Here is a 22772-nt window from a genome sequence, read left to right as displayed (position 1 = left end):
CTTACCTGATGCTGGCCAAGGGGTCGCCGGAGATGCTGCTCGACTGCTGCACCAGCGGGATAAAGGGGTTAGAGCAGTTTCCGCTAACTGCCGAGGGGCGATCGCAGGTCCTTTCCGACAACGCCGCCATGGCGGGCCAGGGGCTGCGGGTGCTGGGCTTCGCCTATCGGCCCATGGCGACCGTACCCATCGAGGGCGATGCCGACGCCGCCGAGCAAGGCCTGGTGTGGCTGGGCCTGGTGGGCATGATCGACGCCCTGCGCCCGGAGGTGCGGGTGGCGGTGGAGCGCTGCCGGGGCGCAGGCATTCGCCCGATGATGATTACCGGCGACCACCAGCTCACCGCCATGGCGATCGCCCAATCCCTGGGCATTGCCGACAGCCAATCCCGGTCCCTCAGCGGCGCTGACCTGGAGGCCATGGACCAGGCCGAGCTAGAGGCCGCCGTCAAAAAGGTCAGCATCTACGCCCGAGTGTCTCCCGAGCACAAGCTGAGAATTGTTAAAGCCCTGCAAAAAGACCACCAGATCGTGGCTATGACCGGCGACGGCGTCAACGATGCCCCCGCCCTCAAGCAGGCCGAAATTGGCATTGCCATGGGCATTACCGGCACCGATGTCAGCAAAGAGGCCAGCGATATGGTGCTGCTGGACGACAACTTTGCCACCATCGTTGCGGCCACCGAAGAGGGGCGGGTGGTCTACACCAACATTCGCCGCTTCGTGAAGTACATTCTGGGCAGCAACATCGGTGAGCTGCTCACCATCGCCCTGTCGCCGCTGCTGCTGCCCATTTTGGATGTGCCCCTGTCGCCCCTGCAAATTTTGTGGATGAATCTGGTCACCGACGGCTTTCCGGCCCTGGCTTTGGCGGTGGAACCGGCAGAACCCGACGTGATGGAGCGCCCCCCCCACGACCCCCAGGAGAGCATTTTTGCGCGGGGGCTGGGGGCATACATGCTGCGTATTGGCATTGTGTTTACGATTATTTCGGTGACGATGATGGTGTGGGCCTATCACTGGTCGCAGCAAGAGGGCGACCCCGATCGCTGGAAGACGATGGTGTTTACCACGCTTTGTCTGGCTCAAATGGGCCACGCGATCGCCGTGCGCTCCAACACCCGCCTAACCGTAGAAATGTCGCCCTTCTCAAACCCGTTTGTGCTGGTGGCCGTAACTGTCACCTGCCTGCTTCAGCTCATGCTGATCTACGTTGAGCCCCTGCGAAACTTCTTCGGCACCCACCTGCTCAGCCCCTACGAACTGCTGATCTGCTTCGGCTTCAGCACCCTGCTATTTGTCTGGGTCGAGCTGGAGAAGGTCTACCGCCGCATCCGAGGCAAGGTTGTGAGGGATTAAAATCCATCTGCTTATCTATCTATCAATACCCAAGGCATTGCTCAAACTGAGCAATGCTACGAATCGCGGCCATAGCATTCACTAATCTTCCGATTAACTTCTTCATTGTAGTAAACCTGGAATTTTTGTTTTTGGGTGAATAGTAGCCTTAGCGACATAGTTTCACAACTAGCCAGGTCTTTTTTGTAAAGAAGAAGCTTCCTTTGATAAATTTTACTGCATATTTAAAGCGACTGTAAGCTGTTGCGCATCTAAATTGCATCAATAGCACTTCCCTTGTTTTTCACCTTCCGATGCCAATTTATGGCCAGTTCTCCTTCATTGAGAAGCTTATTGATAAGAGCCTCGAGATCTTCAATAGACTTAAATAAACGATTTGAGATGAACTCTTTTGCTGAATGCCAAACCAATTCGACCAGATTGTAGTCCGGGCTATACTCAGGTAAAAACTCCAAAACTAAATTTGGCATCTCTAACTTTATCTTCTCTGTAAATTCCTCCTTTTTGTGAATACTCGCATTGTCTAAAATAATCACAACCTTAGGCCCGTCTTTCTCAAATTCGCTCACGCTCCTATCCTCGCCAGCCCAGTCATAAATAACCTCCTCGTAAAAGTTCTTGAGAACCTTATAAAAATTTTCACCGGTTCCTTTGGGGAGAAAGTCCACCAACCGCTTCTTGTCCGAATAGCGGATTCCTCCCATCACATTGATACGTCCTTTCCGTCGAATTCCAGAAACCTTCTTGCGCGTCCCTTTCTTGACCCAATCCTTTCGACGTGTCACTCTCAAACTAAAGCCACATTCATCCCAAAACCAGACCTGGAGCTTCTCTGGGGATTCTTTAGTAATTCTTAAATACTCCTCCAGTTTTGCCTTGAAGAGTTTTCGCTTCTCTGGATCTTGCTTCTCCTCTAAGCTATATTTGGCCCAGAGGTAAACGTACTTTTTTGACTTGAGAATCCTCCTCACTTGACTCCCACTTAGCTGAATCCCGGTTTCTTGTTCTAAATATGTGGCGAGCCGAGCCGCCGTCCATCGACCAAATTCGTACCCCAATTCTTGAGGCTCTTTCTCAATGACATCCAATAATAAGTTGACATATTGATCGGTGGCCTTATGATAATTCCCATGCATTCGTTCATCGGTTAAACTGGCTAAGTCACTTGGATTTCCGTGGGCACACCAATAGGCTACTTTCCTTAAGGAGCAACCTAGAAAGTCTGCAATCTCTTGCTGTTTTCTGCCATCATTTCGCAATAGCAGAATTAGAATACGCTCACGAACGTCGGGATGCTCATGAAATTTAAGCTGCTTCTGCAATTCCTGTTTCTCTTCGGCCGTTAGGTAATTCTTGATTGGCATGTATAACTCACCAAAATACACTCCCTAATATGTAGTTTAGATGCTTAACAGCTTAGTTCCATTTAGCAGATCTGGCTCTTAATATGGCAATTAGTACTATTATCAGTAGTAATTGACTATTGAAAGCTGCATTTGTGCGGATCGTTTTATGGATTCAGAGCTTAGAATCGAATATTTAATAGTTGTAGAGGAAAAAGGTGCTATTTGTAATAGCCCTGATACCTTCAATAACTTGATCAAGAGCAATGATGATCTCGATATCAACAACGATATTATCGTTTATCAGGAAACAATTAAAGCTGCCTATAAAATTACAACAAATGAGATAGCAGGCAAAAGGCAAAGATATTTCCATTTAACTTTGACTTTTCAGTATGAGGAATCAGAGCTTGATAAAAACATAGAGGATTATACAAAGCTGTTGAGAGCAGTAAAAAGTGTTGTAAGCTTGATTGCAGCTAAACAGGAGTCGATAGAAGCTATTTGGGATGATATTTCTTTATACTACTCGCAAAAAGCTTATCCTCTCATCCATGAGATTGAAAACCTTATGCGAAAGCTTATTACGAATTTTATGATTACCAAAATAGGCACAAATTGGACAAAGGAATCCTTGCCTCAAGCTGTGAAGGAAGATCTGAATAAGAATGACAAAAGAAGCTCGGCAAAAGCAGCTGAGGGATACATAAATGCTTTATATGGAGTGGATTTCATAAAGCTAAAAAACATGCTATTTGACCCTTATCCTCAAAATTCAAATATTGAGCAACTCCGAGACAAAATTGCCCAAGCAGATAAAATTGAGAGTTTAAATCTGAACGATTTGAAGGCATTTGTTCCAAGGTCAAATTGGGATAGGTATTTTGACGGTGCAATTGTCAGCTATCCTGCCGAAAAGCTGACGAAGCAATGGGATAGACTATACCAGTTGCGTTGTCAGGTAGCTCATAATAGAACTGTTGCCAAAAAAGATTTTGATGAAATATTTAATTTAGTTGATAAGCTGAGAGGTGTATTAAAACAAGCTACAGAAAACTTGTACCAAATTCATATACCCGAAGAAGAACAGGAGGTTGTTGCTGAAAGCTTGGCAAGCAATATCAATGAGTTATATGGAAGTTTTATTATAAATTGGAAAAAACTAGAAAATAGTTTGCGGGATAGAGTGCGTCACTTAGCAACTTTGGTAGATGAAGATGCAAGGCGTTTTATGACGTTTCGGCAAATGCTAGACTTTCTTGCCAATAAGCAAATTATTACTAAAGAGCAATACCAAACTGGAAGAGAACTAAACCGTGTGAGAAATGAATTAGTGCATAGCCAAGCTGTCACATATACTGAAGATGAAATTCGGTTTTTTACCCATTTACTTGTGGAGTATCTGCATTCAGTGCTGCGCGAAATAAATAAACATGAGCAGTTGCTTTCGACTAATGGTAGAGAGTCCGAAGATTTTGAAGACAAGGATGAAATAGACGGAGAGGATGCAGGATCCGGAGAAAATTCTTAAGGAATAAGCCGCAATACGTATTCTTGATTTTATTTATAAAGACTATCCCAGAATTGTGCTGTGACAAACGTACAATCTATATGTGAAACAAAAGAATGGCACCAGCATACAATCTCGTTGTTACTGCTAGATTGCCAACTTTGTGTTATGCCGGAAGCACTTTGCCTCGAATCCCCGTAATGGGCTCAATGCCATAGCGGTGTAATAAGGTTGGCAAAATGTCATAGAGCTGTGCACCATCCATCATCTGCCCACCACGTGGTGAAGTTGGATCGTGAAAAATCATGAGTCCAAAAGGCGCATGGTTGGCGTCGTCGGGGCCGGTGTCGTTTTCGACGGTGTAGAGGCCGTTGATGCCCACGCTGCCGACCGATCGCCAGGCCAGATCGTCAAAATACACGATTAGGTCTGGCGCTCGACCGCGCACCTTTTGGTAAATCTCCTGGGGCTTAAACGCCTTTACCGGCAGCGGGTTGCCGTCCGGATCGGTAAGTTGGGAAAGCTTCGCCGCCAGTTCATCGCGCAGAGCTTCGTAGTCGGCCATCGCTACGGTACCCTCCGGCTCCCGCCCCTTCACATTGAGAAATATGCGGGCGTAGTAACCCCCGGCTCCCCACACCTGGGTTTGGGTCCAATCGACCTCGACCTTGTCCAGGGGTAAGACCTCGGCGGGGGATTCCTTGAGCGTGAGATAGCCGTTGGCGATCAGCCACTCGTTGATGCAGATGCCGCCCATCAGCGGCTGCGCGCCGTGATCAGACACCACTAGCACGGCGGTATCGGGGTCGCAGACTGCCAGCAGCTCGCCCACCCGCTGGTCCACATGCACGTAGTAGTCGTGGATGGCGTTGGCAAAGGGGGAACCCGCCTCGTACTGGGGATGGCGCGGGTCCATGGGCTTCCAGAAGGAGTGGTGAATGCGGTCTACGCCCATGTCCACCAGCATGAGAAAGTCGGGGCCGTCGCGCACAATCAGCTTTTCGGCCAGGGTAAAGCGCTGATCGCAGAGGGCATACAGGTTCTCCAGAATGCGGGCCTTTTCGTCGGAGCGAAAGTTGGGCACATCCATCATGAAATTGGGCATCCAGGCTTTGATGTCCTCCCCCAGTTCGGGGGGATGGGTGAAGGGCACCTCGGTACTGGGGGTGAGAAAGCAGGACACCAGCGAGCCGTTGACTGGGTAGGGGGGCGAGGTGCCGGGCACGCTCAGGGCCGCCACCGTCCAGCCCGCCTCACCGAGAATATCCCACAGGCGGGGAAATTTGACCGCGCGCCCGTCGGAGATGGCCATGGAGTGATAGTCGCGATCGCGCCGATTGCGAAACCCGTAGATGCCCAGCTCACCGGGGTCGCGCCCGGTCATCATGCAGCTCCAGGCGGGCACCGTAATGGCGGGAATGCTGCTCTCCAGCCTGCCGTAGCTGCCGCCCTCCATCAGTCGGCTGAGGTTGGGTAAATCTTGCCGCCACTGGTCAAACACCAGGTCGGGGGCCATACAGTCGAGGCCAATGATCAGCAGGCGAGGGGTAGGCATGGGAAGGCTCAAGCAATTGGCTAACGTTATTGTCCGCTCCTGGCCTATGGTTCACAAAGCCTAACGCCTCTGGGTCAAGACTCGTAATCGACACAGATGACTAATCCAGCCAGGATTTCAGCAATCAGAGTTGGTCCTAGCCTACCGAGATATTTAGCAAAGCGCTGGGTAGAGAGGCTGCGGATTTGCAAAACATTGGCGGCAGAGTCTCGGGCTAGTCCATTGGCGGTGGTGGCCCTGAGTTTTACCATAAACGGGCGGCTGTCAAATTTGTCTTGCCAGGTGGTAATGGGGATGACAATGCGAAGGGGTATGGGGGCAAAGAGATTGGTGCTGATCACCAGGACAGGGCGGTTTTTTTGAATTTCCTGACCACGGGTGGGGTCAAGGTCTACCAGCCAGATCTCCCCACGACTAGGGTGCGTCATCGGGAAACTCCCAGTCTTCGCTATCTAGCGCTGAAAACTCGGAGAGTGCAGGATCGGTTGTAAAGTCTGCGGCAGTATCGGCGATCAAAGGGGCCAATATCCGGTGGCGTTGAGATAGGGGCAGGCTAGCTAGTTCCTGGAGGGATGGCTGCGCTGACGGGGTTGATGGCAAGATTTTTTTTTGCCGCAGAAATTCTGCGAAGTCGAGGACTTCCTGCTGCTTGTCGGGGGGGAGCTGCCGCAGGTGGTCGAGGAGGGTTTGCTCGAGGCTGGCTATGCTTTGCATCGTAGGTATCTCGACAGGGGTGTCTTTAGCTTAAATGCAAGTTCACCCTGGGCGGTGATGGCGTTGAAAAAGGTGCCCCAGGTGGTTGATTGCCTACAGCGCCCCTTCGACTTTGGCGTTGAACCCGTACACCCGTCGCTCCCCGGCCAGGGGCACCAGGGTCACGTCGCGCTCGTCGCCGGGCTCAAAGCGCACGGCAGTACCGGCGGGGATATCGAGCCGCATGCCGCGAGCTGAGTCGCGATCGAAGCTGAGGGCCGCGTTGACCTCAAAAAAGTGGAAGTGGGAACCCACCTGAATGGGGCGATCGCCCGTATTGGCTACCGCCAGCGTCACCGTTGGCTTGCCTGCGTTTAGCTCAATGTCGCCCTCGGCGGGCAGCAGTTCTCCAGGGATCATTTAGGGCCTCCTAGGTTGGCAATGAGATCTTGGCGCGCCCGCTGGAGCGATCGCTCCACCCTCGGCAAAGCTTCCTCCAGCTCCCGCCGGGCGATGCCCTCGGCCCCGGCCTCCAGCAGGTGATTGAGCGCCATCAGGTGAGCCGTATCGAGGGCGGTTTCTGTCGGCACCTTGACGTTGGGCACAACCCCGGTGCCATCCCAGTTTTTGCCGGTCACCGGGTTAATGGCCTGGCCGGTGGGCATAAACACCCAAAAATGGTCGTGCAGGCGAAAGCCCCGCCCCGGATTGGCCCCTCCGCGCGTTGTTTCACCCACCACTGCCCCGCGCTTCAAGACCTGCAGGTTGTAGGCAAACTCCTCCGCCGCCGAAAAGGTCTCGGGGCTGGTGAGCACAAACACGGGCTTATCCAGGTAGCGCGTCCCCGGCACGTAGGGCACCGTCCACCACTGATGGGTCTCGTCGGTTTCGCTCCAGTACAGGTCGTTGAGGTGAATGGGCGGGTGGGCCGGAAACAGGTAGCTGCACAGCAGGGCCACTGTCGCTGGCGAACCACCCTGATTGTGGCGCAGGTCAAAGATCAGCGCGTCGGTGTGGGCCACCAGGGTCATGGAGGCGGCCAGGGCATCCCCGGCGAACTCCGGCGGCTCAAAGCTGAACAGCTGGATATAGCCCACGTTGCCCGCCAGACGCTCCACCTTGTTGAGGTCAAAGTTGCGGCGGCGGCTGGCCTGGTACTGGCGCTCTAGATCCTCGGCAGCGGGGGCAGCGTCAGGGTCGAGGTGGGGCAGGGGCATCGGGCTAAAGTGCAGACGCAGGTTGCGATCGCCGCTCAGCTTTTGAAGCTGGGCCGTCAGCGTATCCGCCAGCTGCTGCCCGCTGGTGATGTCGCCGTAGCCCCCGGCATCCAGGCGCTGCTCAATATCGTCCTGAATCTTTTCGGCCACCTCTGGAAACACGTAGGCATCCAGCTGAGCCACCAGCGCTTCCAGCACGACCTCCCGGTCGGCCGCCGCCAGCGAAATATCCCCTGGGTCAGAGGCAGAAACAGCCATGGGTTGCCCTACCGAATCGGTTCATGAACAGTCACCAGCTTAGTGCCATCGGGAAAGGTTGCCTCCACCTGCACATCGTGAATCATCTCGGCGACCCCATCCATGACATCGGTCCGGCTCAATAGGGTGGTGCCGTAGCTCATTAGCTCGGCTACGGTGCGTCCGTCCCGCGCTCCTTCCAGGATGGCCGCTGAAATGTAGGCCACCGCTTCGGGGTGGTTGAGCTTCAGGCCTCGGTCTTTGCGGCGTTCGGCCACTAGAGCAGCGGTAAAAATCAGCAGCTTGTCTTTTTCCTGAGGAGTCAGTTGCATGGGGCCAAAACACCAGCGGAGGCTACGGGGCTAACCGTAAGCTTTCAAGGTTTTGGGCGGCTTGTCAACCAGAGCCTGAACAGTCTGCCCCCGGCTTTGGCCCAAGCCTTGCCCAAGCTGTGCCCAAGCTTTGAAAGTAAAGCTTAAGCCGCCGATGTAAAAGCCAGAACTAAGTTAGTCTGCTGTAGAACCAGTCCTGTGATCTATACCCAGCCCCCTGGGGCCATTAGCCGGTGGAATCTGCCCATGTCTGCGCCCCTGATTGAGATTGTCCCCGACAAGCCTGCCCTGGTACAACGGGCCTTAACCCTGGTGGTAGAGGCCATTCGCAGCGCCGTCGCCGACCACGACTACTGCGCCCTGGCCCTGGCTGGGGGAAGCACCCCAAAACCCCTCTACAGCGGCCTAGCCGAGCAAGATCTGCCCTGGGAGAAGCTCTACATTTTTTGGGGTGACGAGCGCTACGTGCCCATCGACCACCCCGACAGCAATGCTGGCATGGCCAAGGCCGCCTGGCTCGATCGCGTGCCCATTCCGCCCGACCACATTCTGGTCCCCCCCACCCTGGAGGGCGACCCGGCGGCGTCGGCCAACCAATACAACGCTATGGTGAGAGCCGTGTTTGGCGGCCTCCAGGGGATCTCAACGGCTGAGGTACCCCAGTTCGATCTGATTTTGCTGGGCATGGGTGACGATGGCCACACCGCATCGCTGTTTCCCCACACCGCAGCCCTGACGGTGACCGACCGCCTGATTACCGTAGGCAACAGAGGCCGTGATCCCCGCATTACCTTTACTGCGCCGCTGATCAATCGCAGTCGCCAGGTTTTGTTTTTGGTCGCCGGGGCCGACAAGCAAACCGCCCTGGGCCACGTCTTTGCCCCCGAGGGTGACGACCACGCCTATCCCTCTCGTCTGATACGGCCCCAGGGAGAACTGCGCTGGCTGATCGATCGCCAGGCCGTGGGCAATCTAGATCTGGGGCAATCGTCGCTGCCCTGAGCCCGGCCAACAGGGGGCTGTACTCCCCTCTGAAATACTCTCAACCTAGACTATTATCTAGGCAGTAGATTTCCCTGCTCGGTCACCGCTGTGGTCGGGGCCAAAAATTAGGGCTGGGTCTACCAGACTCTTCTATGATTAAAACCTACAGGGATCGTTATTGATTGAGTAATGTGATTACCCTTTCGCTATTGCACCCTCTCCACAAAACCCCGGTTCAAAGCTGGTCCTTTGATCAAGAGCCTGTGATTTGCATTGGCCGCTCAACCGATAACAATGTGGTTCTCTACAGCGCCGTTGTCTCCCGCCACCACGTCGAAATTCACCGCATCAACGGTGGCTGGGCCGTCAAGAGCCTTGGCACCAACGGCACCTACCTAGACGGTCGGCGGATCACCGAGGTGCCTGTAGAAGACGGCATTGTCATTCGCCTGGCGCGATCGGGGCCGAATATTCAAATTCACGTGTCCGAAGAAAAACGCGACCCGCTCCAGGAACTGCTGATGAGTCGTCGTCGCACCGAGGAGGCGAAGGAGGCCGACCACGGCACCCAGAGCGAAGCCCACGATGACCTAGAAGCCTTGCCGCACCAAACCACCATCATCAATCCCGACGACGAGTGATTGTCGCAGGGCTATACCGGCGCTAGGGCCAGGTCCCCAGCCCTGCGATCGCGGTGCCTGGGACCTGGGCTCAGTCTAGAGGGCACCCTTGAGCAGATCGGCTTTGTCGGTGTTCTCCCAGGTGAAATCGGGCAGCTCGCGGCCAAAGTGGCCGTAGGCGGCGGTCTGCTGGTAGATGGGCCGCCGCAGATCGAGCATGTCGATCAGCCCCTGGGGCCGCAGGTCAAAGTGTTTGCTGACCAGGTCTGCGATCGCGCCATCGGCAATCTTGCCCGTGCCAAAGGTGTTGATTGAAATCGAGGTTGGCTTGGCCACCCCGATCGCGTAGGACACCTGAATTTCGCAGCGATCGGCCAGACCCGCCGCCACAATATTTTTGGCCACGTAGCGCCCGGCGTAGGCCGCCGAACGATCGACCTTGGTGGGGTCTTTGCCCGAAAACGCCCCGCCGCCGTGGCGGGCCATACCGCCGTAGGTATCGACAATGATTTTGCGCCCCGTCAGCCCGCAGTCGCCCACGGGGCCGCCAATAATAAACTGCCCGGTGGGGTTGATGTGGTACTGGGTATTGGCGTGCAGCCACCCGCTGGGCAGCACCGGCTTGATAATTTCCTCCATCACCGCTTCGCGAATATCGGCCTGGGAAATGTCGGGGTCGTGCTGGGTTGAGAGCACCACCGCTTCCACCGCTACGGGCTTTAGGTGCTCGTAGCGCAGGGTCACCTGGCTTTTGGCATCGGGGCGCAGCCAGGGCAGTACGCCGTGCTTGCGCAGGTGGGCCTGCCGCTCTACAAGCCGGTGGGCGTAGTAGATGGGGGCGGGCATCAGGGTCTCGGTTTCGCTGGTGGCGTAGCCAAACATCAGCCCCTGATCGCCCGCGCCCAGGTCTTTGTCGACGGCGACATCGACGCCAATGGCAATATCTGACGACTGCTTCCCGATCGCATTGAGCACCGCGCAGGAGGCGCCGTCAAACCCCACATCGGAGCTGTCGTAGCCAATCCCCAAAATGACGTTGCGGACAATATCCTCTAGATCGACATAGGTATTGGTGCGCACTTCTCCGGCAATCACGGCCATGCCGGTTTTGACTAGGGTTTCCACCGCCACTCGGGCGTGCAGATCTTCTTTAAGAATGGCGTCCAATACGGCGTCGGAGATCTGGTCGGCCATTTTGTCGGGATGGCCCTCAGACACCGACTCAGATGTGAAAATGCTGTACTCGCTCATGAAATAGGCCCAACCAGTAGCAATAGGAATGGAGCCAGCCGGGGCTGATTCGCATTCCAAAGTTTATCAAAATTTAGCGAGAGCACCGGAATTGGTCAGGGGGTAACGCGATCGCAGCCCTGTAGCCCTCAACCACCCAGGCTAAGCTCGGGCCTCCGCCGCGCTGTCGAGCAGGGCCTGGGCCTTTTGCTGCATGGTCTTAAAAATGTTGTAGAACCCGTTGGCCCGCGACGGGGTGAGGCTGACATCGAGCTGGGTGTCTTGAATGAAGTCGGGGCTGAGGGTGACGATTTCGTCGGGGCTGAGGCCATTGAGAGCTTTGATCAGCAGCGCCACCAGCCCCTTGGTAATTTGGGCGTCAGAGTCGGCTTGGTAGACCACCTTGCCATCTATCAGATCAGCCACCACAAACACCTGGGATACGCAGCCCGGCACCTTGTTTTCAGGGGTTTTGCACTCCTCGGGCAGGGGGTCGAGCTTTTTGGCAAACCACAGCAGCTGCTCGTAGCGGCGCTTAGGGTCGGCGGCCTTTTGAAAGCGGGCGACAATTTTCTCGATAGACTCGGGGCGATCGGCGGGCATGGGCAGCTAGAAGGGTTATTTCCTAGTAGTCTATCAACCTGGGCGAGGGGAACGGGAGATGAGGGGATGGGGAGGTGTTCTCAATTATCCCCAGCAGCGCTAGCCGAATACTTGCTCTACGGTTAGCGACAGCTCCGGAAACGTGGGAGAAACGATGAGTTGGCTGCCGCGAAACTGCTGTAGCTCAAACTCCCCATCCACCAGGTGGCAAAGGGTAAAGGTGGGTTGCTTGGGTGAGCCAATGTAGCGCCGTCCGCCCAACCCCAGGTAATCGACAATCCAGTATTCCTGAATGCCAAAGGCTTCGTAGTCGGCCAGCTTAAGTAGATAGTCGTCTCGCCAGTTAGTAGACACAACCTCCACGACCAGTTTGATCGACCGACCTCTGGTAATCACCGACTCTCGCTCCCATCGGGGTTCGTCGGCGATCGCCGCTTCATCTAAAACGACAATATCTGGCTCGTAGCCCATGTCGTTCGAGAGCTTGATGACACATTCTTTAGGAATGAAATAGGGCCGGTTAGCGCCGCGAATGGCCGCACCCAGTTCAAAGGCTAGATCGCCTGCCAGCTTGGAGTGCTTTCCCCTTGGTTTGGGCATCTCGAGCACTACCCCCCGCCGCAGTTCGTAGCGATACTCCGAATTCTCTGGATACCACTCCATGAATTCGTCAAACGTTATAGGGGCTTTATCCAGTACGGCAATCACCTCACCCTCCTCATCCCCTCACCTTCTCTACTGCCTCTACGCCTTACCGTCGCTGTCTTTGCCGCTGACAAAGCGGTGGGCGACGGTTTCGGGCTGAATAGCCGACAGAATAGTGTGGCCTGAGTCGGTGATAATCACGGCGCGGGTGCGACGACCGTAGGTAGCATCGACCAGCTGGCCGCGCTCGCGGGCATCGGAAATGATGCGCTTAATCGGCGCAGACTCGGGGCTTACAATGGCAATCACCCGATTGGCCGATACGATATTGCCAAAGCCAATATTGATGAGCTTGATGTCCATAATATAAGAGGAGCGATAACGGGAGATTCCGGTATTGATGCGAGGACTATCCCCGACTGGCCAGAAAAACTAAGGCTTTTTTGGCAGAAGGCTCTACATTTGAACCCAGATCAGGCCCAAGTCGTATTATCTGCCATACTAACGAATCCATCTAGCGCTGAGGGTTAATTTCAGGCAAAATTTCAGATTTTCGGCGTTTTCGTTCCCTGGGCTACATCTTTCGGCCCTAGAAACCCTAGATCAGAAGTTCTTATCGCCTTAAACCCCCAAGCTACCTACGTCCGCAGGCGGAGATTGTGGTGTCTGCCTGCCTAATTTGTCTCGCCTGGAGAATATCGCTGTGCAGCCCGTTGACTTTACTACTTTGATGGCTCTGTGCCACAGTCTCCAGGCCGACTGGGTGCCCGCCCGCTGCGAGAGCGTGGTGCAGATAGACACGACCACCCTGGCCCTGGGCCTCAGAACCCTTGAACGGCGCGGCTGGCTGACGATTTCGTGGCATCCCCAGGCGGCGAGGCTGCACCTGGGAGATGCGCCCCCCAAGGGACAAGACACATTTACCTTTAGCCAGCAGCTCAAGCACCAGCTCAACCAGCTGGCCCTGGTGGCGATCGCGCCCGTGGCCCCCTGGGAGCGCGCGATCGATTTGCAATTTGGCCCCCGCCCCGGCGACCCGCCCCAGTGGCACCTGTACGTTGAGGTGATGGGGAAATACAGCAACGTGATTCTGGCCAATGCCCAAAACCAGATCGTCACCGCTGCCCACCAGGTGAGCGACCAGCAGTCGCGGGTGCGGCCCATTCAAACCGGCGACCCCTACGTGCTGCCCCCGGCCATCCTGAATACGCTGCCGAGTTTGCAAGAATCCCAAGCGGCCTGGCAGGAGCGGGTAACGCTGGTGCCCAGCACGCTCAAAAAAATGCTGATGCAGAGCTACGGCGGGCTGAGTTCGTCGCTGGTGCGATCGCTGCTGGCCGCCGCCCATCTCACCCCTGACCAGCCCGCCGAAACCCTCACTCAGGCCGACTGGGATCGTTTGTTTGAGGTGTGGCAGCGCTGGCTCACGGCTCTAGACCAAGGCCAGTTTTACCCCGGCTGGGCCGAGCCGGGCTACACCGTACTCGACTGGGATGGGGGGGCCCCCGCCGCCGATGTTCACGCCCTGCTGAACCAGTACTACGGCCGCGAGCTGAACTTGCAGCAGTTCGATCGCATCAAAAACCAGATTCAGCAAAAGCTCAGGGGCGTGCTCGACAAACTGCGGCAAAAGGCCAGTACCTTTTCCCAGCGCCTCGATCAGTCGGCCCAGGCCGACCAGTACCGCCAGCAGGCCGATCTGCTGATGGCCTACAGCCATCGGTGGCAGCCCGGCCTCACCCAGATCACCGTGGAAAGCTTTGAGACCGGCGAGCCGATTACCCTGGCCATCGACCCCGACAAAACCGCCATCCAGCAGGCTCAGCGCCTCTACAAGCAGCACCAAAAGCTGAAGCGAGCCAAGCATGCTGTGGCCCCCCTGCTGGCGGCGGCCCAGGCAGAGCTGGCCTACCTGGAGCAGGTAGAGGCGGCGCTGACCCAAATTCCCACCTACGATGAACCCGCCGATCTGGAGGCGCTGATCGACATTCGCAACGAGCTGGTTCAGCAGGGCTACATGGCCTCGCCCGACTATCGACCCGGCGACTCCAGACCAGCCAAAACCGAAGCCTTTCGGCACTGGCACACCCCCGACGGCCTGCCCGTGCTGGTGGGCCGCAACAACCGCCAAAACGACCTGCTGATTTCGACCGTTGCCACCGACTACGACCTCTGGTTTCACACCCAGGAGATTCCGGGCAGCCACGTGCTGCTGCGCCTGGAAGCGGGGCAGGTGCCCAGCGATCGCGATCTGCACTACGTGGCCGACCTGGCCGCCTACTTTAGCCGCGCCCGCCAGGCCGACCAGGTGCCCGTGGTCTACACCCAGCCCCGGCATGTCTACAAACCCAAGGGCGCGCGCCCCGGCATGGTTATTTACAAGCAAGAAACGGTGCTCTGGGGACAGCCCCGCCGCATAGAGCAGGCAAAAACCGCCCAGCCATCTTTGGAGATGGCCTAGGGGCAGGGTCCGTAGCATGACGCTGCCCGCGCAGGCGCAGTACCGCAGAGCGGATACGCGTGCCCGCCCAGCCCATTCTGCGCGGGTTCAACAGAACTTTAGGACCGACGATAGCACCCACGCGCGCTGCCGCAAAACAGCTGAGTACATTTGCTCATCAGTTTAAGTTATGAAATCAACACACAATTAGCAGAGATTGTGTTAAAGAAAATCTGTACTTGTTGTTACAATGAGAAACGGAGGAGATGAGAGCCCTCCACCGGAAAAATTATCCAATCCCAAGCGCTGCCAAAGGCGCGGGTTTTTTGGTGGTTTCTTCCAAATTGAGAGAACAACGTTAGATATTCAGTATCACCTGAGTCGGCTTCCCTAGGGGGCCGATTTTTTTTATTCTTTACGTTTTGTGCTGGCAATCGCCCCTGGTGAGGCCCCAGGCAGGTTCACGCAGGATGGATGCCCTGGCCCGTGGGCGATCGCCAGGGTAATCACCCGGTGGTCAATCTGCGGGCAATCTCCCGGCCCAGCCCCGCTGCCGCTGTTGACCGCGTAGGCCGGAAAGCAAGCCGCCGCTACGCTTAGCCGCAGCCGATGGCCGGGGGCTAGGGCGCAGGCGGTGGGCTGGAGCGGCAGCGTAACCGCCTGCGCCTGGGAAACAGATAAGTCGTAGGAGTCTACTCGGCAGTGGCCCTGGGTCAGGTTGATGACCCGACCGTCGGTATAGACCTCAGACAGCACCACGCTGAGGTCAAAACTGGGGGCATCGGCGCGGCAGTACAGGGTGGCGGTGGGAGTGCCCACCAGCCGCAATCCCACCGCCAAAACCCCGGTAGTGTAGGTGAGGACGTCGGTGCGACTGTCGAGGTAGGCCCGATTGAAGGGGCCAGAGGGCAGGCCGCAGTGGCCGCCCAGGGATGGCACCGGCCGCCAGGGGTCATGGACAATCACATCCTCAGAGGCGGGCACATCCTCAGAGGCGGGTGCAGCCTCAGGTTCTGAGCCAGAATCGGCCGCATCTAGAGGCATTGGGGACGCCAGCTGAGGGCTGAGCAGGCCGTCGTCCCAGCGCATGCCCGCCAGGCCGGTGCTGCTGAGGTAGAAGGGTTGGCCGGGGCCATCGGGCCAGCGATCGCGCCCCTGCCACCGGTTATCCCCCATTACAAACAGCTGAATCGGCGGCTCTAGGGAAGGCTCGGCAGGTTGCCCTTTCAGAACCCGATCGAACCAGCGCAGCTGGAGGCGATCGATGGGGCTATCGGCCTCGGGGCCAAAGTCTGTGGCCCCCACCCAGCGCCCCCAGGGCAGGTGGCCCCAGGGACCAATCCACAGCGCTTGGGGGGCGTCGCTCTGGGCCACCATTTGCTGATACAGGCGCAGATCGCCGCGGAGGTAGGGGTCATACCAGCCGCCAATGTGCAGCATGGGCAGCGTGACCTGGGTTAGATCGGGCTGGAGTTCTCGCCAGTAATCGTCGGGCAGGGGGTGGTCGAGCCACTGATGAAAGAACGAATCGGGGGCATGGGTTCGCAGCACCTGGGGTCGGGCCGGCACCGGATCGCCCAGCGGTAGGGCCTGGGCCGCCTGGCGGAGGGCCTGGTAGGCCGCGCTATCCCGCTTCAGGCGGGCCGTTTCGGCGGCCAGCTGGAGCGCCCAGCCCAGGCCAATTTGCAGGGGCAGGGCACCGTTTTCGTAGGCCCAGTCGGCGTAGAGGTCGTAGCCCACCATGGCGGGGGCGATCGCCCTCAGCGCGGGCGGTTTTTTCGCCGCCGCGTAGAGCTGGGTCATGCCCTGGTAGGAAAAGCCGTACATGCCCACCGCCCCGCTGCTCTGGGGCAGGGCGGCGGCCCACTGCACCGTGGCAGCACCGTCGTCGGCTTCGTGGCGAAATAGCTCAAACTCGCCCCCGGAGGAGCCCCGCCCCCGCACGTCCTGAATCACCACGATGTAGCCGTGGCTGGCGTACCAGGTGGGGTGGGCGTAGACCACGGTAGAGGCGATCGCGCGTCCGTAGGGCTGCCGCATCAGCAGCACCGGAAATGGCCCCTCGCCCACCGGATAATACAGGTCGGCATCAAGGGCTACGGCGGCTGGGGGAAACTCCTCAGCCTCGCGGCTGGCCGGAAAGCCTGAGGCAGGGACCTCCAGCGTCTGCGTCTGCTTCGGTGCAACGGCGTAGGAACCGAGGGAAAAAGGCGTAGGCAAGGAACTGTGCAGTAGCGTTGGGGAAAAGACTAGACGAAACGGTGGGCATTGCCCTAGGGAATATTTGTAGGATTACAAGAGGATTACAAGCTGACAGGATGGAGAGCATCGTGGCGCCCCAGGACCGCCAGATCTTCGGCGTCCAGCTCGACGGGGGTACCGCTGCGAATCAGCTCGGCAAAGTCTTCGTTGGGCACCATAATGCAGAGGGTATAGAGCCGAGAGGGGCCGGTGTTTTCCACTACGTGAACCCCATTGGGGGGCACCAAAATACTGTCTCCGGCGCAGATGGCGACCGTTTTGCCGTCGCAGGTGGCGCGGCCCTCCCCCTTGAGCACAAAAAACATTTCGACGGCGACCTGGTGACGGTTGGGGGGCGTTTTGCCGCCCACGTCAAAAATTTCGACGCAGTAGGTCAGCGACATATCGGCAATGGTCGGATCGAATACGATCGCCAAGCGGTTGCTGTCGCCGGGGCTAATGCGGTAGGCCTGGTAGTCTTTGGGCGACTTGTACACCGGCATCACGCAGCTGGTGGGCAACGGGCAGGCCGCCGTATCCATAACCGGAGCATCCATAGTCAGAGGGTCCATAGCCGGGCCGACCTATTTATATGGGCGTCACTATGCTAAACAGACTGCCACGCAGATCACAGTAGCTCACTGCACCTTTCATAAAAAGTTGCCTAGCTTTTTCGAGCGGCGGCGGGGCATTCTAGTTTTTAGCCCCCTATTGCCCTGGCGATCCTCTCGGGTCACCTGAGGGGAAACTCCAACCCCTCAGAACAATCGCGTAGGTTCTTCATGAAGCCCCTTGACGATCTGGTTTAGGGTTACGCTAAACCAGTGTAGGCGGCTGATTAGCAGTAGCCGGGTTGAGCGACAGGGTGCCGCGATCGTTCCGGTTCTGGCCATCTGTCCCGCTTGCGCCGATGGCCTAACCTCCGACGGCCTGACTATTGCCCCTTACCAGTAATCCTTTGATGCCAAGTGCAGCATGATTGACATCCTCATCATTGAGCACGATGCCGCTACGGAGCAGTTTTTGGTCAGCGCCCTCAAGCAGCAGGGCTATGGCGTAACCACTGCCCGCAGCGGGGCCGAAGGGCTGGCCCTGGCTGAGAAACTGCTGCCGGGGGTGATTATTTGCGACTGGAACATTCCGGGAGATATTGGCGGACTGGCTATCTGTCAGGCCCTGAAGCACCATCCCGTCCTGTCAATTACATCGCTGCTGCTGCTGACCGCCCGCTACAGCACCGCCGACCGGGTCAAGGGGCTGGAGATGGGGGCCGACGACCTGCTCTCTAAACCCGTCGATATCAACGAGCTCAACGCGCGGGTGCGGGCGGGACTGCGCATCTACCAGCTCACCCAGGATCTGCGCCAGCAAAAGCAGCGCATGGAGGCCGAAATGGCCGAGGCCGAGGGCTACGTGCGATCGCTCCTGCCTGGGGATCAACAGGGTCGGGTGCCGATTCAGTCTCGGTTTTTGCCCTCCCAACAGCTGGGCGGCGACTGCTACGACTACTACTGGCTCGACCCCGACTACCTGGTCATGTACCTGCTGGACGTATCGGGCCACGGGCTGGGGTCGGCGCTGCTGTCCACCTCGGTGCTGAACGTGCTGCGATCGCAGTCGCTGCCCGACGTCAGCTTCTACCGCCCCGAGAAGGTGCTGCGGGCGCTCAACGAAACCTTTCAGATGAGCGACCAAAATCAAAAATATTTCACCATCTGGTACGGCGTGCTCAACTGCGCCAACCGCCAGCTGCTCTACGCCAGTGCCGGTCACCCCCCGGCGGTGCTGGTGTCGATCGACGCCGACCAGCAGGTAACAACCACCCGGCTGCGCACTCCCGGCATGCCCGTGGGCATGCTGCCCGACGCCAAATATCAGTGGCAGCGCTGTCAGCTGCCCCCCAACAGCAGCCTTTACCTATTTAGCGACGGCCTCTACGAGGTGCTGCAAAACAACCAGCAGTACATCGGTTTGGACGCCTTTGTCGATCTGCTGGCCGTGGCCAAGCGCGAAAAAAGCGTTGACCACATTTTAAATTCGATTATTCAGCGGCAGGCGGGCGAGGTAGCCAGCGACGACATGTCGCTGATGATGGTGAGCCTGGACTAGCTCTAGCCGGTGGCGTAGGGCATGCGGCAGAACGGGGCCAATGGCCGATCGGCGGCGGCTCGGTGGGCGTTAGGACACTTTGACCTTAGCTGCCTCAAAGGCCTGACGGTTTTCATAAATTTCAAAGACGCGATCCATGCTGGTGAGTTCGAACAGCATGCGCACCTGGTCGTTGATGGAGCAGAGGCAGAATGTGCGGTTTAGGCCCCGAATTTTTTTGAGCAGTACCACCAGGGTGCCAAGGCCAGAGCTATCAATGAAGGTAATATCTTTAAGATCGACCAAAATAATTTCGGCTCCGTTCTCCAACAGCTCATCTACTGACTGGCGGAACTCTTCGGCTTTAGTGCTGTCTAAAATACCAGCAGGCTCGACGACTTGAACGTTAGAATCCATAGTAAAAATCGCTATCCTCGCATCAAATTAACGGCTCGTTTGGTATATAGACTTTACCCAAGTTCAGCAGCAGAGTTCTGCTGGCGGAAAATCTCCCGCCGCCTGGATGGATTGGGTATAGCCTTACGATACTAACTACGGCTCAACAATGGCCAAAGCCGGAGAGTAAATGGCCCTGGGAACGCGATCGCGGTCAATTTCCACCACTAGGTTAACGTGTTCGCCGTCCTGCTTGAGGGGAGCGATAAATAGCTCCGGGTGCAGGGCACACCAGAAGTATTCCACAAACTCATCGATGGTGGCGTCGCTCATGCCGTCTTTGCCCTGGGCCTTCATCTGGTGCTCGGCATCTTTGCGCCACTGCTTGCTGATGCGGTAGTCGGCGGGGCAGAGCACCATCAGGCGATCGAGGCAGTCCCACAGGGGCAGGTAGGTGGCCAGCTGGGCGTTCATGTCGCGGGCAAACTGGCAGTCAGCCTCGGTGGCGATTTCGGCGGCGGTGGGGTGGGGAGCCTGCTCAAAGCAGCCCGCATCGATGGGCCGCGCCCCCAAAAACCAGCCTTCAAACAGCAAAATATCGACATCCTGCACCCATTCGGGGTCGGTGCGATCGCCTTCGCCGCCGTGCAGTGATTTGTCGAACCGGGGCAGAGCAACGGCTTCCCCCGCCGCCGCTGAACGAATTTTGGCGATCGTGGCCAGCCCCAGGTCAATGTCGTGGGTGCCCGGCGGCCCGCGCCACCGGAGGCGCGGATCGGTTTGAACCAGCCGCTGGCGATCGCGGTAGGTCTTGTAGAGGTCGTCGATGGAGAGGCCCACGGCCTTGTAGCCCATCACCGCCAGCAGGTGGCGCAGAATCAGGGTCAGGGTAGTTTTGCCTGTGCCCTGCCCCCCCAACACCCCCTGAATTAGCGGGGCATTGAGCTGGGCTCGGGCCTGCCGAATTGAGAGGGCCAGGGGCAGCCACAGCCGCCAGTACAGCTCCAGGTATTGCTCCATCGGCGCGGGTGGCAGGGGCAGAGCCGCGTGGTGGGGCCTCAGGGCCTGGAGCCAGTCCAGGCGCTCTTGCAGTTGGGCAGCGCCGCTGTCGGCAGTAATGCCCCAGGCGGTCGCCCGCTGGGGGTCGGCCAACTCCCACGCCAGCAGCTGCCGAAGCTGGGCGTCGTCGAGGGGCGTGCCGGCCAGGTGGGCCGCCAGCAGGGGCGCGATCTCAAAGCTGCCGGGCGCGAAATCCATTGCTGGGTCTGCCATAGCCGTCATTGATTGCTGAGCTTAACCAAAATACTGCCAGTCTGCATGGCCTCAGTGCGATCGCCGCTGATCAGCGTAATCTCTTGGAGATGCCTGAGCGCGGGCTGGGCCGCCGCCGCCCACAGCCGCCACTGGGGCAGTTGGGCCGCCAAACCGGCCTGCACCTGCGGCCAGTCAATGTGGATGTAGCCAGTGCTCGGGCCAGCCAGCTGGGCCGCGGACGGCCACCAGGCGGGCTGGGGTCGGGGTTCGCCGCTGGGGTGCAACACGGCATCTAGGGTAGCAGCAGAGGTGGCCAGCACGTCGTACCGATCGACCTGGGCGTGCAGGCCAGCCACCTCTGCCACCACCCGTAAGGGCTGGGCGCTCGGACGTTGGGGCAGCGCCAGGCGGGTCCACGCGATCGCTGGCGTACCCCTCACATCTAAAGCCCCAACGCCCAAGCCCTGCGCTCGGGCCAGCTGGCCCAGCGCCTCAAGGGTTTCGGTGAGGGTTTGGCTCTGGGGCGCAACCACCAGCCAGTCGGGAGCACTGGACCCAAAGGCCGCCAGGCCCGCACCATAGGCGCGATCCACCCCGCTCTGTAACAGTTGGGCCGCTCCCGATCCCAGCGCCCGGTCGATGAGGCTGGTCAGAGAAGCAAATTTATCACCTGCCGGATCCGCCAGGGTCAGCAGCGGCTGTAGATGCTGGCTCAGGGCGGCCAGGTCGGTGCCCACAGCCGTCACCGCCAAAGCCGGGGGTAGGTAGGGGGCGATCGCCCCCCAATCCTCCGCCCCAGGTCGCTGGGGATGCAGCCGGTGGCCCTGGGCCGCCAGCAGGGCGGTGTGGCCCACCAGCCCCTGGCGGGTGAGCTGCCACGACATCAGCCCCCAGCCCACCGCATCGTCGGTGGCGCCCAGCTGGCTCAGGTTCAGGGGCTGGCGGCGGTCGGGGTCGAGCCACTGGCCCACGGCTGGCAGATTCAGGGCCAGCAGCCCTACCCGCTGGCTGGGCAGCTCTCGCAGGGCAGTTTTGTAGCGGCGATCGGCCCACAGGTTGAGGTCGTTTGACTGGGCGGCGGTCAGGGCCTGGCGCAGCACGTCGGGGTGGTTGGCCGCCAGCAGGTAGCGGTTGGCGACCAGAGCCGTTGCCAGCTGAGCCGAATCGTCACCGCCAAAGCGCTGGGCCGGACGGCGGGCGTAGATCAGACGATTGCCGGAAAACTCTTCAAAGGTGAGGGCATCGCCCGCGATCGCCCGATTTTGCCAGTACAGCTCCAGGGCCGCCTGAGCCGCCGCACTGTCGTTACAGGCCAGGGCCACCAGGTAGCCAGGCGTTGCGCCATTGGTTGGGTCCTGGTCGAGGTCGGAGGTAACGAGGGCGGCGGTTACCTCTTCCCCCAGCCAGGGCTGAATATCGCGGCTGTAGCTGAGGCCGGTATTGGCCAGCAGCGCTTGTTCAATCAGTTCCTGATCGCGGCGGGCGTCCTGGCGCAGGCGGGGGGCCGCCAAATATTCCCACAGGTCGGCGAGGCGATCGGGGCGCACCAGCACCGAAGCCACGGCGGTGGACTGCTTGGGCACAAACTGAAGCGCCAGCGGCTGCGCCTGACCACCCCGCTCAATCAGATACAGCGGCGTGTTGAGGGTCAGGCGGCCGAGCAGACCCAGGCCCAGCACCAGCACTAGCCCGGCGGCAATGGCGAGGGGACGAATAAAGGAGCGAAACTTCATTGACCTCACATGTAAAACCCCACAGCACCCGCAGCGCGATGGCCTGCGCCAACAGTTCTCCCCCAGTGTATGGCTCCGCGCGACCCGTAACATCTCCGAGGGCAGCGGGCTGTTTAGAAATTAAACAATGTAGGTTTTTCCACGACTAGGGAAAAGGTGGATTTTGCCCCGGTGACCCGATCCAATCAGCTCTGCGGGCCAGCGTAAGCCATTACCTGTCCCTGCGGCGCCGGGCCGAATGCTATAGTTAGCTCTGGGGATTTACCCGTTTGGCGGCTTGGGACCTCGCCTTG

General features: G+C 58.2%; 22 protein-coding genes. 6 read left to right on the top strand and 16 right to left on the bottom strand.

The window, feature by feature from the left end; all coding sequences use genetic code 11:
* Nucleotides 1–1358: cation-translocating P-type ATPase (locus LEPTO7104_RS33220; protein ID WP_017298158.1), on the top strand; the 1358-nt coding region annotated here is incomplete at its 5' end.
* Nucleotides 1359–1609: 251 nt separating this feature from the next.
* Here the strand turns inward: LEPTO7104_RS33220 and LEPTO7104_RS0108610 are convergent.
* The gene (locus LEPTO7104_RS0108610; protein WP_017297916.1) at nt 1610–2722 is read right to left on the bottom strand and encodes an IS630 family transposase; all 1113 of its coding nucleotides are present in this window, start codon (nt 2720–2722) and stop codon (nt 1610–1612) included.
* A gap of 148 nt (nt 2723–2870) precedes the next feature.
* Here LEPTO7104_RS0108610 and LEPTO7104_RS0108605 point away from each other — a divergent pair, with 148 nt between their 5' ends.
* Complete coding sequence (locus LEPTO7104_RS0108605; protein ID WP_017298157.1) at nt 2871–4232, top strand: HEPN domain-containing protein; 1362 nt, start codon at nt 2871–2873, stop codon at nt 4230–4232.
* Nucleotides 4233–4377: 145 nt separating this feature from the next.
* Here LEPTO7104_RS0108605 and LEPTO7104_RS0108600 read toward each other — a convergent pair whose 3' ends face one another.
* The 6 genes from LEPTO7104_RS0108600 to ureA all read right to left on the bottom strand — a co-directional run bounded on the left by LEPTO7104_RS0108600 (nt 4378) and on the right by ureA (nt 8245).
* Entirely contained in the window at nt 4378–5766 is a 1389-nt protein-coding gene (locus LEPTO7104_RS0108600) for an alkaline phosphatase family protein (RefSeq protein ID WP_017298156.1), read from the bottom strand.
* Between the two features lie 74 nt (nt 5767–5840).
* The gene (locus LEPTO7104_RS0108595; RefSeq protein WP_017298155.1) at nt 5841–6194 is read right to left on the bottom strand and encodes a type II toxin-antitoxin system PemK/MazF family toxin; all 354 of its coding nucleotides are present in this window, start codon (nt 6192–6194) and stop codon (nt 5841–5843) included.
* Complete coding sequence (locus LEPTO7104_RS38055) at nt 6181–6480, bottom strand: DUF2281 domain-containing protein (protein ID WP_017298154.1); 300 nt, start codon at nt 6478–6480, stop codon at nt 6181–6183. Before LEPTO7104_RS38055 ends, LEPTO7104_RS0108595 begins: the two co-directional genes overlap by 14 nt.
* A 93-nt stretch (nt 6481–6573) precedes the next feature.
* Entirely contained in the window at nt 6574–6879 is a 306-nt protein-coding gene (locus LEPTO7104_RS0108585) for an urease subunit beta (RefSeq protein WP_017298153.1), read from the bottom strand.
* Nucleotides 6876–7934: a S41 family peptidase gene (locus tag LEPTO7104_RS0108580; RefSeq protein WP_017298152.1), complete on the bottom strand. Its 1059-nt coding sequence runs from the start codon at nt 7932–7934 to the stop codon at nt 6876–6878. The genes LEPTO7104_RS0108585 and LEPTO7104_RS0108580 overlap by 4 nt, the downstream gene beginning before the upstream one ends.
* An 8-nt stretch (nt 7935–7942) precedes the next feature.
* A complete protein-coding gene (gene ureA / locus LEPTO7104_RS0108575; RefSeq protein WP_017298151.1) occupies nt 7943–8245 on the bottom strand; it encodes an urease subunit gamma in 303 nt (100 codons plus the stop codon).
* Between the two features lie 246 nt (nt 8246–8491).
* On the opposite strand from ureA, the gene pgl reads away from it, so the two are divergent.
* Together pgl and LEPTO7104_RS0108565 are read left to right on the top strand one after the other, a co-directional pair.
* The gene (gene pgl, locus LEPTO7104_RS0108570) at nt 8492–9247 is read left to right on the top strand and encodes a 6-phosphogluconolactonase (protein WP_040696327.1); all 756 of its coding nucleotides are present in this window, start codon (nt 8492–8494) and stop codon (nt 9245–9247) included.
* Nucleotides 9248–9420: 173 nt separating this feature from the next.
* The gene (locus LEPTO7104_RS0108565; protein ID WP_017298149.1) at nt 9421–9870 is read left to right on the top strand and encodes an FHA domain-containing protein; all 450 of its coding nucleotides are present in this window, start codon (nt 9421–9423) and stop codon (nt 9868–9870) included.
* Between the two features lie 75 nt (nt 9871–9945).
* Here LEPTO7104_RS0108565 and metK read toward each other — a convergent pair whose 3' ends face one another.
* The 4 genes from metK to remA all read right to left on the bottom strand — a co-directional run bounded on the left by metK (nt 9946) and on the right by remA (nt 12690).
* Nucleotides 9946–11100: a methionine adenosyltransferase gene (gene metK, locus LEPTO7104_RS0108560; protein WP_017298148.1), complete on the bottom strand. Its 1155-nt coding sequence runs from the start codon at nt 11098–11100 to the stop codon at nt 9946–9948.
* A gap of 141 nt (nt 11101–11241) precedes the next feature.
* Nucleotides 11242–11682, bottom strand: coding sequence for a SufE family protein (locus LEPTO7104_RS0108555; protein WP_017298147.1), 441 nt, complete (start codon nt 11680–11682; stop codon nt 11242–11244).
* A gap of 99 nt (nt 11683–11781) precedes the next feature.
* Nucleotides 11782–12390, bottom strand: a complete 609-nt coding sequence (locus LEPTO7104_RS0108550; protein WP_026072499.1) for a Uma2 family endonuclease — start codon at nt 12388–12390, stop codon at nt 11782–11784.
* 36 nt (nt 12391–12426) lie between these two features.
* Nucleotides 12427–12690 (bottom strand): extracellular matrix/biofilm regulator RemA, encoded by a 264-nt coding sequence (gene remA / locus LEPTO7104_RS0108545; RefSeq protein WP_017298145.1) that lies wholly within the window; start codon nt 12688–12690, stop codon nt 12427–12429.
* 340 nt (nt 12691–13030) lie between these two features.
* On the opposite strand from remA, the gene LEPTO7104_RS0108540 reads away from it, so the two are divergent.
* Entirely contained in the window at nt 13031–14788 is a 1758-nt protein-coding gene (locus LEPTO7104_RS0108540; protein ID WP_040696324.1) for an Rqc2 family fibronectin-binding protein, read from the top strand.
* 387 nt (nt 14789–15175) lie between these two features.
* On the opposite strand, the gene LEPTO7104_RS0108535 is transcribed toward LEPTO7104_RS0108540, so the two are convergent.
* Both LEPTO7104_RS0108535 and LEPTO7104_RS0108530 read right to left on the bottom strand, forming a co-directional pair.
* Nucleotides 15176–16987, bottom strand: coding sequence for a CocE/NonD family hydrolase (locus LEPTO7104_RS0108535; RefSeq protein WP_017298143.1), 1812 nt, complete (start codon nt 16985–16987; stop codon nt 15176–15178).
* Nucleotides 16988–17070: 83 nt separating this feature from the next.
* Nucleotides 17071–17565, bottom strand: a complete 495-nt coding sequence (locus LEPTO7104_RS0108530; RefSeq protein ID WP_264307994.1) for a cupin domain-containing protein — start codon at nt 17563–17565, stop codon at nt 17071–17073.
* A 418-nt stretch (nt 17566–17983) separates the two neighbouring features.
* On the opposite strand from LEPTO7104_RS0108530, the gene LEPTO7104_RS0108525 reads away from it, so the two are divergent.
* A complete protein-coding gene (locus LEPTO7104_RS0108525; protein WP_017298141.1) occupies nt 17984–19117 on the top strand; it encodes a SpoIIE family protein phosphatase in 1134 nt (377 codons plus the stop codon).
* A 69-nt stretch (nt 19118–19186) separates the two neighbouring features.
* Here the strand turns inward: LEPTO7104_RS0108525 and LEPTO7104_RS0108520 are convergent, their stop codons facing one another.
* The 3 genes from LEPTO7104_RS0108520 to LEPTO7104_RS0108510 all read right to left on the bottom strand — a co-directional run bounded on the left by LEPTO7104_RS0108520 (nt 19187) and on the right by LEPTO7104_RS0108510 (nt 22479).
* Entirely contained in the window at nt 19187–19513 is a 327-nt protein-coding gene (locus tag LEPTO7104_RS0108520; RefSeq protein ID WP_017298140.1) for an STAS domain-containing protein, read from the bottom strand.
* 135 nt (nt 19514–19648) lie between these two features.
* Nucleotides 19649–20764, bottom strand: coding sequence for a glycerate kinase (locus LEPTO7104_RS0108515; protein ID WP_225886950.1), 1116 nt, complete (start codon nt 20762–20764; stop codon nt 19649–19651).
* A gap of 5 nt (nt 20765–20769) precedes the next feature.
* Nucleotides 20770–22479 (bottom strand): DUF3352 domain-containing protein, encoded by a 1710-nt coding sequence (locus tag LEPTO7104_RS0108510; protein ID WP_017298138.1) that lies wholly within the window; start codon nt 22477–22479, stop codon nt 20770–20772.
* Nucleotides 22480–22772 lie beyond the last annotated feature (293 nt).

It is taken from the genome of Nodosilinea nodulosa PCC 7104 (genome assembly GCF_000309385.1).
Classification (GTDB): domain Bacteria; phylum Cyanobacteriota; class Cyanobacteriia; order Phormidesmidales; family Phormidesmidaceae; genus Nodosilinea; species Nodosilinea nodulosa.
Note: the sequence above shows the minus strand (reverse complement) of the source record. Positions and strands in the feature narration are given on the sequence as shown.